Below are 13836 nucleotides of genomic sequence, written 5' to 3' on the forward strand. Positions count from 1 at the left end.
TGTGTGAATTATGGGAGCATATAAATTTTGTAGGCTGTATGTAAAATTTTAGGAGATTAAAAAAAATAGTTTTAGTTGAATTTGAGGTGTTTATATATTTTTTCCATGTGATTTATGGAATCGGCTACTTCTTGAGGTGTTATGTCAATGAAAGGATTGTAATCGGCTTTTTGTCTGAGTTTAAACAAGTTATACAGTTCAGTTTTCATATTTTTCTCTCCAAAATTTTTCAATGCCTCTCTAACTTGTTTGTGTTCGCCAATTCGCTCTTCATTTTCATCAAACTCCCAAGGATGTTTGATTTTAAAGTTTTTGACATATTCCAGCCATAATTCGCAGTAGAGAAATGCACTGTAATATGCTCTATTGATTATACTGGCATTAACACACCATTCATCGCAATTTTTTGGAATTAACTGATTTTTCAACATCAACATATGTAATGTTAGAAGGTATAGTTGAAATTGAGGATATTTTGTTATGTTCATTAAATCACCTTTTATATGAAATGATTGTGTTGTTTGAAAACTTTTCGATACCATTTTCTTTTGAAAATTTATCCATGTGGTTGTAGAGTTCTGTAAGGGTTTTGTCAAGAACCGCTTCACTTGTCCCATTTAATTTTTCAAAGCAGAAAATATAATCTTGTGTATCAATGTCTGGCATTTCTTCTAAGGTCATTTCACCTAAAAAGCCATAATTTTTCGCAAAATCTTTAATTTCTTTAGTATATGTTTCTTTCGCCGGTTCCATTTCCGATTTGAATTTGTCTAGTTTTGTTGATATTTTTCTCACCTCTTGAATTTTATTTTATAGAAAAATTATTTTTTCTACATTTAATATGTTTATCTTAATTTGATATATATTTTACTCATTAATTACTTTTAAATTATAAATTAAGGTAAATTTTGCACTTTCAAAGCAATTTTACAGTGTTAAAACAATTTTATCTGGTGTTGATTTCATCATCAAGTTAGGATTTGACTTTGTCATATCCAACAATTGCTGTTAATATGATTAAAAATATTGTGAAAATTAGTATTGGGATTTGTGAGTAGTCATAAGCAGCTATTGCGTTGAAGTTTTCGGCTGTTTGGTTGTTTCCCAATGTTAGTATGTTTTCTAGTGTGACTGTTTTTGATACTGAGTTTTGTTGTGTGGAACCTGTTGGGTTTTTGTTTGGGTCCGGGTCTGGGTCTGGATTTGGGTCAGGGTTTGGATTTGGGTCTTCGCCTCCGCCTTCTTCTGCTTCTTCTTTTTTGTCGTTCCATATTATGAATATTGCTCCGCCCATACTTGCCTGATGGACTGTGTGCTGTGATCCGTCTCTGTCATCGCTTGTTTCGGTTACGCTTGATGTTACTTTGGGTGATCCGGTTTTCATTGATGTGATAACGAAGTTGTTGAGCATGTTTTTTTCTTTGGAATCGGATGTGGCATATACTTTGTTTACGTATGTTCCTGCGGATTTTAGTTTGGTTATGACTGTCAGTGATGCGGTTTCAGAAGGTGCCAAATCGCCGATTGTCCATGTTCTTGTTTGCGGATTGTATTCGCCCATTGTGTTGTTGTGTGATATGTATTGGAGGTTGTTTGAAAATATGTCAAGTACTTTGACATTTTTTGCTGTTTCTCCGTTTGCGGCGAGTGTTATTGTCCATGGGACTTCAGAGCCGACCGGGTTGTATTTTCCATCTACATATGCAGGGGTCACGTTTACATTAACGGCTAAATCAACGTTTGATGAAGTGTATGTCCTTTCGGTTAAGACGTCTCCACTAACTGCGCTTTCCATGTCTGCAGATGTTAAATCTGTTGCGTTTTCACTGGCTGTCGCTGTTCCCAGTGAAAGTAGGATTATCATAATCGCCGTTAGTGTTAGTATGTATTTTATTTTCATTTTTTAACCGTTATTGTTGCTGTTTTTGTAACGGAATTGTAGTATTTGTCTCCGTTATATTTTATGGTTGCTTTGTATGTTCCTTTTTTGGTAATCTTTAAAGTGAATGTGGCCTGACCTTTGGAGTTGGTTTTTACTGTGTAGGTTTTGCCGTTTACTTTAATGGTAACCTTTGTATTTTTCATTACTTTACCTAAATTGTTTTTAAGTGTAATTGTGTATTTTTTGGTTTTTGCGCTTACCTTAAAGGTCTTTTTGTTTGCGGTAAGTTTTGGAGTTGCCTTTTTAATTACAACTTTCACCTGACAGCTTGCGCTGGAATATTGACTGTTTCCTTCAAATGTTATTGTTGTTGAGTATGTGTTCGGAGCCAGGTTAATTGCTAGGCTTGCTTGGCCTTTTGAATTTGTTTTGATTGTATATGTTTTGCCGCTGATTTTAACTTTAACGTTTGTGTTTGCTATTGCATTTCCTTTATCATCTTTTAAGGTCACTGTCAGTTTAGCGTTGGTTCCATATACTTTTTCAAGCCCTGAACTTGTTAGAACTGCTGGTTTTACAATTTTCAGGGTTCCGGTTTTTACAGTATAGCTGACTAAACTATCATCAGATAGATTTCCGTCAAGTTCATATTCTCCAAGGTCAATATCGCTTGTATTTAATATATATCCTCCAAGTTCTCTGGTATATTTGATTTTAAGGTTTTTAACATCTTCTTTATTGTTTTTGTTTGTCAATGTGAAATTCAAATCGCTTACTGTAAATGTATTTCCGTCGTCATTTACTAATCTGGCTAAACTTACATTATTTCCTTTAACTGCAGAGATATTGCTGAAAACCAGATATAATGGTGAATCATATGGGCAGTATCCGGTATACCATATTGCAGCTGCATTTTCATTGCCCATTTCCATTTTATTGTTTTTTAGATATAGCTGGCTTGTTGGATTGTGAGCATAAAACAGGATTGCTTCTCTGTTCAGATTGGATTTGAAGTTTGAATTGGAGATTTCAAGTGTGCTTTCGGAAAATATGCTTCCTCCATATTCTGTAGCCAGATCGTTTGTGAATTCACAATTTATTAACTTTGTTGGAGCATCATAACCTGAACATATTGCGCCTCCGTATATGGCACTATTTGAGTTAAATTTTGAATTTTTGATAATGCTGTCGCCGTCTAAACTGAGGGCTCCTCCATTATCTGTTGCACTATTGTTTTTGAAGTCGCAATTGGTTATATTTAAATCATTTTCACAAAGTATTGCTCCTCCGTATTGGGCGGTATTTGATTCAAATATTGAATTTTCTATTTTGTTTTTTCCTACTGTATAGAGAGCTCCTCCGTCATCAGCGCTGTTTGATTTGAAGACCGTATTATCTATAAATCCTCCCATCAGTGAGTAGACTGCTCCGCCCATATTTCCTGTGTTGTTTATGAATTTACAGTTTGTGATGTTTATATTTTCATATGCTGCCAGTGCGCCTCCCTGGGTGTCAGCGCTGTTTGATTCGAACATGCTGTCTTCAATATTAAGTTTATCGTTTGAATAAAATGATCCTCCATTATATGTTGCGCTATTGTTTTTGAAGTTGCATTTTATAACATCAACATAATCATATGATATTATTGCTCCTCCGTATTGGGCGGTATTTGATTCGAATATTGAATTTTCTATTTTATTTTCTCCTACGGTATAGAGAGCTCCTCCGTTATCAGCGCTGTTTGATTTGAAAAGTGTATTATCTATAAATCCTTCCTTCAGTGAGTAGACTGCTCCTCCCAGGTCTCCTGTGTTGTTTATGAATTTACAGTTTGTGATGTTCATATACTCAAATGCGGCCAGTGCGCCGCCACATTTGTCGGCTCTGTTGGATTCGAATAGTGAGTTTTCTATATTGCACGGACCATATGATATTATTGCTCCTCCATTAACGTAGCAATAATTGCTTTTAAATATTGAGTCAGATACAGTTAATTGTCCTTCGCAGTAAACAGCACCACCATATGCTCCCTCGTTGTCTGAAAAAGTACAGTTGTAAATGTTTAAGTTTCCAAATGCGATTATTGAACTCTCATTCGCTCCTATAATGTTAATATTTCTTAAAGTAACTTCACAATCATCATCGCTTTGGAAAAGACCTGATTTTGAAAGACAGTTTATTGTATGGCCATTTCCCTCAATAGTTAATGAATGGTCAATCACGATGACGTCCTGAAAATTCACATCATAGTAATAATCGTCAGTTAGGTTGATTACATCTCCCGCATCACTGTGAAAAATCATTGAATGAAGTTCGGTTAATGTGTTTGTTGTTGCAACATCTGTAACGCTGGATGTGACAACAAAATCAAATGTAACAGGTCTTGAATAATAATAATTGGATTTGAGTTTGGCTGAGAATGTATAATTTCCCTCTTTATCAAAACTGATTTTTAAAACACTTTTTCCGCCGTTAATTTTTGAATAATATGTTTCGCCGTTGATTTTTATTTCTACAAGCTGTTCATATGTCTCATTTTCACCCCATTCAGGAATATTCATGGAGATAAAAACGGTTTTATTGAGGGGAACTTCCTTAAATGAAACCACATTGAGGTTATACATATCGTAAGTGGAACCTATGCGTGTTCCCAGAGGTGTTACTACAGAAGTGGACAGCGGAGTATAATCCATTCTGCTGGTGGTGGTAAATGCCTTGATACAGGCCACCTGTGAAGTGTTTGCTTTAGCTCCAGTATATGAAAAGTTGTACTGGGAAGTTAAATCATTTAAATCCATCCAGTCTTTGGAGTTGTAACTGAAAAATGAAACGTTGCTTGGATAAATTTGTTTATATAATTCATCAGCCTGACAAACAGGGATATTTGCATCAATTAATTTTATGATGATTTCAAATTCATTGCTTTTGTTTAGTAGTAGATATTCATCCAGTCTTATTGTATGATATCCTGCTTGTGAATAAATTTTTTCGCTTTTGGCAACTTCTTTGCCGTTTATTGTAACAGTGTATGTGAAATAGGTTGGTTTTTCAAAGTATGTGGAAAATGCAGATAGAAATTCCTCATCTTTTGCTGTGAACTTATTTTTATAATAGATTTGGGTTGTATTTGTGCACAAAAAGTCTGTGAGGCCTGCAAAGTCGTATTGGTATATCTCCTGATATCCGATATCTGCTTCGTTGAAAATGAATGTGTATGTATGCATATATGGAGCAATTTCTTCTGAGAGTTTTTGTTCGTAAGACAGGTATCCGAAACCGTTATCTCCCCATTCATCTCCCCAGCTGTTTTTAAATATCCATGCACCTTTTGCATAATTTCCCAAACAGTCAATGCCGTTGTATTCATCGTTCCACCCGATAAGACTGACGGTATGCAGTCCGTTTGAAATATTATTGACTGTCCAATCAAAAATCACACAGACCGCTCCGGAATTAATTATTGCATTTTTAATTGCGTAATTGTCGCTTGTGTTTTGACGGGCAGGCAGGAATGCGATATCCTGAATGTAATATACCGGATAGAGATCTTCAGATAGTGAAGATAGTGGATTGTAAACGTCATATTCTTCATCTGCAGGTCCTAGCCAGCTTGCCAGATAACCCATAAACATGGTGTCATATCCTCCGGCATTTGAATCAATATTTAATCCGTATATTGATGTGACTGCCATCATATTTTTTGCGTTGTTTTCTGAAAAGTCATAAGTCTGTCCGGTTGCTTTTTTAAGGCAGGCTTCAAGTGTTGCAATACCTGCAAATGCCCAGCAGTTCTTTCCGTTTTCCTGATTTTGAACTTTTGTAATGTAGCCGTAATCTCGGGAATCATAAATTTTTGGCAGATAAGTTATATTGGATGTATAATTTATTAATGGGACTGAATTATATTCCTTTTTAAACTCATACACATTTCCGAAATTGGAATCCAGTTTTCTGTCTTCAAAATTAAAAATGAGTTTGCCGTCAATTCCATTAATGTCAAGTTCACTGTAATTCATATCATCATACCAATAACAAACCCCGTTCCTGTCTTCATTTATGGTCACTCTTGTGTTATTCTCAAAGACCGGCAGGACCCACCATCCGCGTGTTTTTCTGTTGTCATATGCAGTATATGTATTGAGGCACTCTCTTTTCTCATAGTCTTCAGAATTTATGTTGCCTATCACTGACATAATTTTAAGGCTGGTAAGATCGTCGCCATTGAAGTTATAAATTTGAATATCAAGGAATCGCAAATTCAAATCGCTGCGTGAATGTTGTGAATCATAGATTATTGTTCGGTTTGAATAATCATCATAATTTATAAAGATAATCTGGTCGTTAGGATTGTCTTCATCATGAATATTAACGTCAACAATATTTTCGGATTCAATCGGGGTAAAATTCATATCTGAAGCAAATTCGTCTCTTAGGTAGGCATAATAAGATAAATCTGAATGATAACCGTTAGCATTGCTAACTACATAAGTTAAAATATTACTGTAATTGCAGTATTCCTCACCGTTTGCATTGGAACCGTTAAAAAGACCTACAGCAAAATAAATATCCTCAAAAACATTTCCACTTTGGGGAATGTCTCCATAATATTCATCAACATATATTTTTGACCCTTTTTTTGCTGAAGAGTATAGGAAACGATTGTTTGTAATGTTGTTTATTTTTTGAGGGCTCCTGATGTATGCCGCACCGCCATTCTGTGAACTGGAAAGTAAAAATGTTGAGTTATCAAGGCTAAGAGATCCGTAAATGGTATAAAGTGAACCTCCACTATAGAATGCGGAATTATTGACAAATCTGCTATCTTTGATTTCTAACTCAGTATTTAGGGAGCATACCGCACCGCCAAAATCGGAATTACAGTTCACATATTCACAGGAATGGCTGTACAGCACGGAATTTAAACAGTAAATTGCACCTCCTCCATCGATAAGAGATGTACATTCATCAAATATGCAGTTTTTAAGCTGCACGTAATCATCATTAAAACATAGGGAACCTCCAAAACCAAGACAAGTGGAATTGTAAAATGTGTTGTTTTCTAAAAAGACCATACCGTATTTTGAGTAGATGTCCCCTCCGGCATAGAATGCAAAATTTTCACTGAATTTGCAATCTGCAATGTCTAATGCGGAATGGATTGAACAGATTGCCCCACCAATATTTGCCATGTCTGAAGTATTAAAAAATGAACCTCTACAGTGAACATTGGATTCTTGAGAAAAGATGCAAGTTCCATTATAGCCGGTATTGGCTGCAAAATTACAGAAATTAATATAAATATCTGTATTGTTGGCTGATAGTGTGCCTCCATAGTATCCATAATTGCCGCTGAAATTGCAGGAATTAAATGCGGTTTCATTATTTTCGGTTAGGTATATTGCACCTCCATAATATTCGCAAGCATTATCAAGGAATTTGCATTCAGCATATAATGGGGATTCGTCTCTATTTGAAAGGATGGCTCCACCATCATCTGCAGAATTTCCTTCGAAACAACATAATTCAAATGAAGGGCGGTAGTTTCCTCTTGAATAAATTGCTCCTCCGCTTAATGCCTCATTAAGATAAAAATGACAGTTGACAAATGACGGATATCTATTTTGGGCCATATAAACGGCACCGCCCATACCGTACGCATAATTTTCTTCAAAAATGCAGTTAACAAATGATGTGTAATTGTTGCCGCCTAAAAAAACAGTTCCTGTATCGGCTTCATTATCAATAAATTTACAGTTTTCAAATCTGATGTTGTTGGAGTAAATTGCACTGACAATGCCCGAATATTCATTGTAACCTTTCTGAAAGACTATATTTTTCAAAACGACATTGTCTGCTTTATTTATTAAAAGCAATGGGGAATCTACCATTCCATCAATAGCATGTCCTTTGCCGTCAATTGTTATTGATTTGGTGATTGTTATTCCGTTTCTGCTTTTAAAATCAGTAGTATAATGGTAATCATCTGTCAGGTAAATGGTTGAGTCTTTCGGTGCATTGTTTATCTGGTTTTGAAGTTCTGTGAAAGTTCTGAATTTTGAACTTTCTAAAGGAGTATCTTCGCTTAAATCTATAGATTCGTCAAGCTTTTGTAAAGCATAGCTCGAGTTGGTCATATCTGCAGATGTATCACTGGCATTTACTGCCGATAGCGTTCCAATTGCTATAGTCGTTAATAAAAAAATGAAGATAATCCTTTTATTAATCATAATATTATTATGTATTATAATATATTTATATTGTCCTATTTTGCGATAACATAACTTTCATTTGAAAGCATTTTGTCATTGATGTCAAACAATTTAAAGTCAATGTGGTCTGCGTTATTATTGTTTATAGGTCCTGACCAGATTTTTCCTGATTTAAACTCATCTGCGGTGGAATTTACCTCATAAACCAGATTGCCGTCTTTATCCATGAACTTGATGTTCATAAAGTATGACTCGGAATTTGAAGGAAGATTATAGGATTCTCCGTAGACTGTATATATGTATTTTCCCTCTGATGGGGAAACCTCAACGCCGGTGACGTTCATTTTAAAGGCACCGTCATCTGTTGTATGCTGGCCTGTCGGCACAATTACAAAAAGATAAACCAAAACAGCTATTACAGCTATCGGAATTGCAACAGCAAGAACCTTTTTGATGAGGTTTTCTTTCTTTTTAGGGTTGATTTTTTCAAACAAATCAACGTATTTGTCCTCAAGAGTTACCTTGCCTGCCGGCTTTTCAATGATTTTTGAGGTTGTTTTAACCAGTTTTTCAAGCTGCTTTTTGGTGTTGGGATAAGAAGGTATCTTATCCTGGGTTTCCAGTATAAACTCAAGATTGCCCTCAAGTTCTGCTCCGTCAATGTTGAGAGCAACAATCGGAATGTTTTTTGAAAAGGCAAGATCAGTTTCGGTAATGATTTGATTTGTCTTCTGGCTGTTTTTTGATAAAACCACAACAAAACACTTCGAATATGCTATTGCATCTGTAATTTCTGATACAGCCTTATCTGAGGACATGTCCTTTGTTTTAATCCATGATTTGATGTTGTTCTGCTTAAATATGTTGTAAATGCCGTCACAGTACTCGCCGTCTTTTTCATCATAGTATATGTAAACGTCATGATCCATTTTAAAAGCTCCTAAAGCTCGACATATTCCTCATAAAGGTAATTGAAGAGATTGTCGTCTGATGTGGTAAATCTTAAAACTGATTTTCTTGTTAAGAATTCATTTCTGATTACAAATCCGTGTATGATTGCCAAAATCCAGAATATGATAAATATCACGTTAAACATCTTAAACAACGGATATGATACAAACAGGAAATCTAAAACCTCGAAATAAAGTATAAAAATCATTAGTGAAGGAATCATATATAAAATACCCATCCCTGCCCACAGTTTTTTGGAGGCGCTTATTCCCATGTAGATAAATGAAGCCCAATAAATCGGTGTAAAAAGCAGGATAAGGGAAATGTAGTCCTTTTTGTGCTTTGATAAGTCCTCAGGAATGAAATTGGTCAAATCGACAAGTACCGGAACATCGGTTTTTATATCGCACAGCTCCTTTGCATCCTCAACCAAGGTTTCAAGCTTGTCTTCAGGTTTAGGAGACGCCATAAGCCACTGTGACACCTTAAGGTGATACTCCATATCTCCTTCAGGTTCTGAATTGTCAATATTGAATGAGATAATCGGCTTGTTTCGGGTAAAAGCCATTTTGATTTCATTGTTAACGTATTTTGATTCCTGCGAATTTTTGGAAAACACCAGAACAACGATTTTTGTTGTTTTTATGGCTTTTGAAATCTCGTCAATGTAGCTTTTTCCCGAAGAAATGTTTCTCGGCGCAATCCAGCAGGTAAGGCCGTTCTGCTCAAGGGCATAACAGATCTTTTCTGCTATGGCACTGTCCTTTGTGGAATAGCTAATAAAAACGTCCTGACTCATAATATCACCTTGCTGTTGAATACTGAATCTACGAGATATCCTCTGTTGTTTGCATCAAAAAGATAGACTGTAGTGTCTTTTGTAAAATTATGGCTGTTTTTGTCAAAGGAATCAATAGGAATAATCATGGAGTGGTATTTGAATCCGGATGCGTCTTCAAACTCCATAGTTACAACATAGCAGCTCTCATTAAAGTATTCGACAGTTCCCTGATTGACCTTGGAAAAATGACTTAAAAGATTAGTAAGCCTTGCATCGTTTGAACTCAATTTGGAAACGTTCATGTCATAAAAAGAGTATGCCGGATTTTTAAACACGACAGTATCGCCAATAACAGTGTAGTTTGAGCTAGCCGGATGATACATAGTGATAGAATCAGTAACGTTGTTTACCTCATCTATGTAGTCGTGGCTTAGAAATGCATAACCACTGTAAAGCAGTATGATAATTGCTGTTGCTATAATTAGGTATTCAATAGTCTTTTTGTTCATATCTAAAATTAAATCTATTATTGGTGATATTTAAATTGTTATGTTGTTGTAAAAAAAAATATTTACTGGTACATATATTGTCGCTCAATAAATACTCAGTAGAATCAATTCAAAATTACTACTCTTGGAGGCAATGAGAAAGATCGTCGATATGTCAAATCATTAATACGAACCAGTTTATGATGTTATATACATCTTTCAACAGTTACATTAATGTGGAAGGAGGATTATATGTCTTTTTCAAATTTAACATTATGGTGTAGGTATTCTTCGCTTTATTTAAGTAAGGAGGTTCATTTTATTTTTCATAGTATTTAAGTATGGGAATTGCAGTTTCCATGTTGGGCTTAAATCCCATACATTCTACTTTTATTAATAATCCTCATCTTCATAGTTGCTATAGTCATAATCATCATAACTGCTTGATGAACTTTCTGAATAATCATTATAGCCATAATCATTATAGTCACTGTAGGAATTATAAGAATTATAATAACTTGAATCATCATATCCGTCATAATAACCAGTGAAATATCCGTACTGAGCAGCTAGAATCAAATCATCTTCAGAATATTTGGTTTTATCAACACTGCTGGTATTTGTCGGTGTCGGTGAACCTGTTTGCTCGAGATTTGCATTTGCAGCTTCTCCCGGAGCTCCTAAAACCAGACTGTCAATCATGTGTTTTATAATGTCCAGACTGTCACTTCCGATAATGATATTGTCATGGGTTGCATTGTTGCTGATATAGACAATATAATAATGGGTTCCGTTTACTGTGTTTTCTTTAATCTGATAATTATTGTATGTTTCAACGTCTTTAGATCCGTTTATTAGCATGTCCCGTGCAAGGGCAAATCCTCCTGCACCAACAAGGCTGAAATCTTCCTGGCTGTTGAATGAAGTCATGGAAGTATGTTTGGACGCACAGGCGTAGGTTCTAATCCCATTAACATCTTTGGTCCATGAAGCATCATCCGCTTTTGGAGCGTCTATTGTTGTACCGTTGCTTAAGTTGATTTTTTCATATTCTACGCTTGGAAACAGTAAGGCATAACCAACAGAAATTGCAAGGATAGCTATTGTTGCAATCAAAGCAATTATAATGAGTTTATTTTTTTCCATTTTTATCACTAACTATTTACTTCTTGTTAATATTATATTTGAAATTTGAATTATTTATTTTTTATTATGTGTTTAGTGTAAACATCAAATCAAAGAATAGATTAACCACATCAGACAATATTATAATCAAGGTGATTTCATGGCTGATAAAACCAACATTGAACAAAGAATTAAACAGGCAAAAGATTTGAAGGAATCTTTAGAAGAAAAATTCGAAAAGGTTAAGGGTACTCCTAGAGGAGAGGAGTTCAAAATTCAGATTGAAAAGCTCGACGGTTTAATAGCTCATCTTGAGGATGAACTCAAAAAATAATTTCAGGTCAATTTTTCAATTTAACCAAATAAATCATTTAATCGATAATTTGCTATAAAAAATTAATCCAAATCAATAGTTAAGCGAGTATTTTAAGTCATCTGACTTTTTTAGATTATATAATCTACTTTATCAACATTAACACAAACCTGATGATGGCTAGAATTATTATAACAATAACAACCGCAATGGCTGTTCTTTTAAATCCTCTAAAAATCCCGCTTCCGAAATTTTTCAAATCCTTTCTGTCGCTTTTTTTCATGAATTCCTTTGCCTCATCATCTTGGCCGAAATATCTGAAAATGTCTCTGACGAGCTTTTTAGAGATGTTTGAAGCCATTGGCTGTGAACTGTACTTGCTCCATTCCTTGGTGTATGACTGAATTTGGGTGAGGCTTTCATTCAGCTTAATAAGACCAACAGACGCTATTCTTTTGGTATTCTCATCATAGGTTGTTGTGCGGATTATAATGTTTATTGTCCCGTCGTCGTAGGTTTTTACAGATTCGATTTTTGAAAGCTGCTTTGTGGATTTAACAATATTTTCTATTGCAGATATTATTTCGTCAGGTGTTTTTTCTATTGATGCCACTTCAGCTTCGCTGTTTTTGTAATCTTCATACATTTTATCATTTAATTATAATGTTAATCTTCATTGTTTTTTTTAATAAGCTCTTCCAGTCTGTCCAGTCTTTCATCATACTTGTCTATTTTTTTGTTGAAATGACGTATTAAAATGGCAGATGCCAATGTGGCTGTACCTACGCCGGAGAGAATATATCCTCCCCAAACCAGAAAAATGGAATTTATTTTTCCAGGAATTGATTGGCCTAAAACTGTATATCCGTTACTTGTAAATGCATTTGAAACCATGACAAGTGAATCAAGAGGATTAACTGATTCTACAACTTGAGTTATCAGAAAACTAACAAAGATTATTGTAAACAATAAGATTACTGTGATTCCAAGTCCGTTTGACTTAGTATAGGTTCTGAATTCATCGAAATACACTTTCATGAAATATATGAATATTGGGATGTGAATCAAATCAAGTAGTCCAACGAGATTTAGCCCGAATATCGTAAATGTCATTGAACTGAATGGAATCAGAAATATTAATAGGATTTTGTTTTTTATTGAGCTTTTATCAAGTGTTATTGCAAGATATAGTGAAAGGAAAATGTCAAATATTGCAAAATAGATTATATTTCCATCATCGAATATTAAGAAATACAGTATATTGATGAAAAACAGCGCCATCATTACAAGGTAATACATTTGCCTTAGGGAATGGACTTCCTCTTCGGGGAAATATTCTTTTGCATGGAATATCTTTAATTTTGAATCTTTAAGACGATTTAAAATAGCGATTCCGACAAACATCAGAACTAAAAAAATCACTATTTCAATTGCAAACTGGAGATATCCTAAATAAAAATTCATTTTTAACACTTTCTAAAGTCCGTAATACCATGTCACGATTCTTGGAGTAATGTGTCCTTCAATTATTGCTGCAACAGCTAAAAGAACAATCATTATTATAATAATTACTGCAATATCTTTAATGAAAACTTTATTCTCACTGAGTGTATCTCTAAGATTTCTGTTTTTGATGATCTTTATTTCCAGCTGTGTTATTTTAAATGCGGCTGCAAGTGCCAGTGCTCCTGCTAAATATTCAATTATTGCATGTGGGAGTATGCTTGATGCGGCAAACGCCAAATCCACTCCAAAAGGAGTTCCTATCATAACTCCATTAAATATCACTGAAATAACTGATATTATTGAAAATAAAATTCCTCCAATAATTATGATCAAATCAGCAGTTAGGTTATGGATAAAAAGAAATAGGGAACTTGTTTCAACAGTTTCGCCGTCGTTGGACTGGAGTGTCCTTAAATTATCAGATATCTGATTGTATTTTCCTTCACCATTAATAAATCCGATGCCGGCACCAACAACTGCTGATCCAAGCATTATTAGAACTGTAATTAATATTATTTTCTTGTTTCTTTTAAAAAATCCGTCTTCAATAAGTTTCATATTAATATTTAATGTTGTTTTAT

12 protein-coding genes are annotated in these 13836 nt (G+C 34.7%); 1 reads left to right on the forward strand and 11 read right to left on the reverse strand.

Features of this window, described 5'->3' with window-relative positions; genetic code table 11:
- Positions 1-71: 71 nt before the first annotated feature.
- From IJL02_RS11415 to IJL02_RS11450, 8 genes are all read right to left on the reverse strand, one after another.
- Positions 72-488: a hypothetical protein gene (locus IJL02_RS11415; protein WP_292816530.1), complete on the reverse strand. Its 417-nt coding sequence runs from the start codon at positions 486-488 to the stop codon at positions 72-74.
- A gap of 4 nt (positions 489-492) precedes the next feature.
- Positions 493-753 (reverse strand): hypothetical protein, encoded by a 261-nt coding sequence (locus IJL02_RS11420; protein WP_292816532.1) that lies wholly within the window; start codon positions 751-753, stop codon positions 493-495.
- A 220-nt stretch (positions 754-973) separates the two neighbouring features.
- Positions 974-1864 carry a DUF11 domain-containing protein gene (locus tag IJL02_RS11425; RefSeq protein WP_292816534.1) on the reverse strand — a complete coding sequence of 297 codons (891 nt, stop codon included), beginning with the start codon at positions 1862-1864 and terminating at the stop codon, positions 974-976.
- 32 nt (positions 1865-1896) lie between these two features.
- Complete coding sequence (locus tag IJL02_RS11430) at positions 1897-8109, reverse strand: C1 family peptidase (protein ID WP_292816536.1); 6213 nt, start codon at positions 8107-8109, stop codon at positions 1897-1899.
- A 35-nt stretch (positions 8110-8144) separates the two neighbouring features.
- On the reverse strand, positions 8145-9020 hold the full coding sequence (locus IJL02_RS11435; RefSeq protein ID WP_292816539.1) for a toll/interleukin-1 receptor domain-containing protein: 876 nt from the start codon (positions 9018-9020) through the stop codon (positions 8145-8147).
- An 11-nt stretch (positions 9021-9031) separates the two neighbouring features.
- A complete protein-coding gene (locus IJL02_RS11440) occupies positions 9032-9841 on the reverse strand; it encodes a toll/interleukin-1 receptor domain-containing protein (RefSeq protein ID WP_292816542.1) in 810 nt (269 codons plus the stop codon).
- Positions 9838-10332 (reverse strand): hypothetical protein, encoded by a 495-nt coding sequence (locus IJL02_RS11445; RefSeq protein ID WP_292816544.1) that lies wholly within the window; start codon positions 10330-10332, stop codon positions 9838-9840. The genes IJL02_RS11440 and IJL02_RS11445 overlap by 4 nt, the downstream gene beginning before the upstream one ends.
- Positions 10333-10704: 372 nt before the next feature.
- Positions 10705-11457 carry a hypothetical protein gene (locus IJL02_RS11450; RefSeq protein ID WP_292816546.1) on the reverse strand — a complete coding sequence of 251 codons (753 nt, stop codon included), beginning with the start codon at positions 11455-11457 and terminating at the stop codon, positions 10705-10707.
- Between the two features lie 139 nt (positions 11458-11596).
- Between IJL02_RS11450 and IJL02_RS11455 the strand changes: the two genes are divergently transcribed.
- Positions 11597-11770 (forward strand): hypothetical protein, encoded by a 174-nt coding sequence (locus tag IJL02_RS11455; RefSeq protein WP_292816548.1) that lies wholly within the window; start codon positions 11597-11599, stop codon positions 11768-11770.
- Between the two features lie 124 nt (positions 11771-11894).
- Here the strand turns inward: IJL02_RS11455 and IJL02_RS11460 are convergent, their stop codons facing one another.
- Genes IJL02_RS11460 through IJL02_RS11470 form a run of 3 tightly spaced genes read right to left on the reverse strand, consistent with a single transcriptional unit; the run spans position 11895 to position 13813 of the window.
- Positions 11895-12395 carry a hypothetical protein gene (locus IJL02_RS11460; protein ID WP_292816550.1) on the reverse strand — a complete coding sequence of 167 codons (501 nt, stop codon included), beginning with the start codon at positions 12393-12395 and terminating at the stop codon, positions 11895-11897.
- A 20-nt stretch (positions 12396-12415) separates the two neighbouring features.
- A complete protein-coding gene (locus IJL02_RS11465) occupies positions 12416-13213 on the reverse strand; it encodes a hypothetical protein (protein WP_292816552.1) in 798 nt (265 codons plus the stop codon).
- 12 nt (positions 13214-13225) lie between these two features.
- Complete coding sequence (locus IJL02_RS11470; protein WP_292816554.1) at positions 13226-13813, reverse strand: stage II sporulation protein M; 588 nt, start codon at positions 13811-13813, stop codon at positions 13226-13228.
- Positions 13814-13836: the final 23 nt, after the last annotated feature.

Source organism: Methanobrevibacter sp. (assembly GCF_017427765.1).
Classification (GTDB): Archaea; Methanobacteriota; Methanobacteria; order Methanobacteriales; family Methanobacteriaceae; genus Methanocatella.